This window comes from Sphingomonas sp. T1 (assembly GCF_902506585.1).
Classification (GTDB): domain Bacteria; phylum Pseudomonadota; class Alphaproteobacteria; order Sphingomonadales; family Sphingomonadaceae; genus Sphingomonas; species Sphingomonas aerolata.
The window spans coordinates 1-2,173 of the sequence record NZ_LR733892.1 but is presented as its reverse complement, the minus strand read 5'-3'; the positions used below and the strand labels follow the sequence as shown (position 1 = coordinate 2,173).

3 protein-coding genes are annotated in these 2,173 nt (G+C 62.7%); 2 read left to right on the top strand and 1 reads right to left on the bottom strand.

Annotated elements, in window-relative coordinates:
* The first annotated feature begins 337 nt into the window (after positions 1–337).
* The gene (locus tag GV027_RS19130) at positions 338–1,105 is read left to right on the top strand and encodes an SDR family NAD(P)-dependent oxidoreductase (RefSeq protein ID WP_159513236.1); all 768 of its coding nucleotides are present in this window, start codon (positions 338–340) and stop codon (positions 1,103–1,105) included.
* Positions 1,102–1,998, top strand: coding sequence for a glycosidase (locus GV027_RS19125; RefSeq protein WP_159513235.1), 897 nt, complete (start codon positions 1,102–1,104; stop codon positions 1,996–1,998). The genes GV027_RS19130 and GV027_RS19125 overlap by 4 nt, the downstream gene beginning before the upstream one ends.
* Here the strand turns inward: GV027_RS19125 and GV027_RS21585 are convergent.
* On the bottom strand, positions 1,979–2,173 hold a 195-nt coding region (locus GV027_RS21585), incomplete at its 5' end, for a hypothetical protein (protein ID WP_236559397.1). The two genes, GV027_RS19125 and GV027_RS21585, sit on opposite strands and share 20 nt — an antisense overlap.

Here is a 2,173-nt window from a genome sequence, read left to right as displayed (position 1 = left end):
CGTGCTCACCATGTACCGGCCGGCCCGGGATATGCTGATCTGGCTGTTCTCGATCGCAGGCGGGGTGACGTCGATAAGCGGCATCTGGCTGGGATGGAAACGGCTCAGACGATGACGGATGGACCCAGTCCCGGTCAGTCACAGGTCAATCGCCCCTTCAAGAAACCGGACGTCCGTTCATCAGCGATAAGTGGGCGTCCAGAACACGAGTTACCCAGTTTGAAGTACTCGCGCTCAAGCCCGCTCAAGCCCGCTCCAGCCGCACAGGCGAAAGGTACCTTTATGGCAGCGAATTCATGCAACTCGATGTCACGCCGCAGGTTCAGCGGTGATGACCATGTTCGACAATCATAATGCTATCGTCACCGGCGGTGAATCCGGCATTGGCGCGGCCTGCGCCAAGTTGTTGGGCGACGCCGGGGCCCGCGTTGTGATCACCTATTTGAAGGATGCCGCCGCGGCGCAGGCGGTCTGCACCTCGATCGGTGGGTCCAACCGCGCGATCGCGGTGCAAGTTGATGTCAGTGATGAAGCCGCGATCGAACGACTGTTCGCGGAGGCCGAAAAAACGTTCGGCACGGTCAGCCTTCTGGTCAATTCGGCCGGCTTGAACATGAGCGGCGTGATGCTCGTCAACATGGAACTTACGCAGTTCGACCGGGTCATCCGTTCCGATCTCTATGGCCCGTTCCTCACCTGCCGACGCATGGTGCGCGCGCTCGAGGCAAAGAACGCCAAGGGGCGGATCGTCAACATATCGTCGATTCACGAACGCGCGCCGCGACCGGGCGGCGTCGATTACGACTCAGCTAAGGGTGGCCTGTCGCAGTTGACGGCCACCCTTGCACTAGAGCTGGCGCCGAAGGGCATCGCGGTGAATGGCGTCGCGCCTGGGATGATCCTTACGCCGATGAATCAATCCGTACTGAATCATCCGGACGAGCTGGCGGCGAAGGAGGCGGCAATCCCGTGGAAGCGCGCCGGTCGGCCCGATGAGGTCGCGACGCTGGTCGCTTTCCTGCTGTCGCCGGCCGCGGACTATATCACCGGCACCACGGTAACGATCGACGGCGGGCTGTCATTGACTGTGGCGCAAGGCGCATGACGATCGCTTATGCGGTCGAGCAGCTCGACACGGTGACCATCTCCGCTACGTCTGTGATCGACGGCATGGACATGATGAGCCCGTTCGTCTGGAGGGAAGGCAATCTCTACCGGATCATGGTTCGCGGCGTGCCGCATCCGCTCGGGCCCAGCGATCCGACCGGGATCATTGCGCGCGGAGAGAGCCGCGACGGGCTTGCCTTCATTATGGATCCGGGGCTCGCAATCACACCCGGGCCGGGTGCTGAGGACATGGGCGGATGCGAGGATCCAACCGTGCTCGTGGCCGGCGACGAATATCTCGTCTATTATACTGGCGTGGACGCTGCGCGCGCGCAGGGATGCATGATTTTAGCTGCGGGGCCCGACCTGACCGCGCTGGTCAAGGAAGATCTGGTGCTGAAGGCACCACCCGGCGAAGGCAATATCAAGGAAGCGACGCTCGCACAGACTGCGACCGGAGATTGGCGCCTGTTTTACGAATATGCGGCCAAGGGCGCGTCGCGGATCGGCGTGGCGGGCGGGCCGACCCCGAAGGGTCCTTGGACTGTCCTCCCCGACCCTTTCGGCATCCGCGAGGACAGCTGGGACAATTGGCATCTGTCGACCGGGCCTATCTGGCAGGCGGCGGGGCAAGATCCGGTGATGTTTTACAACGGCGCGACGCACGACGCGCGCTGGCGGATCGGCTGGATCAGCTTCAGTACGGATTTCGCGCGGGTGACGGGGCGTGGGCTCGAGCCGCTGCTCGTGCCGCCACCAGCGCTGACCCGCGAAGCCACCGACATCGCGTTTGCCGCGTCGAGCGTGGCGGAGGGCCACCGGATCGCGCTGTACTACTCGCTGGAAGACCGGATGCTACGGCGGGCGTTAATCAGACGATATGGCGGTTAAAGAATTGAAAGCCGTAAGTGTAGATTGCGAGTCTGCGTCGTCCGCAATGACCCACAGCACGAAGCCGCTGCGCGGCAGTGGTGGTGGCGGTGGGGTAGCGCCCTTGCGCTGAGGTTTGGTCCTGCGGCAGCGGCGGCAGACGATGGAGTTCCTTCAACAAGAGGAACTTCATCAT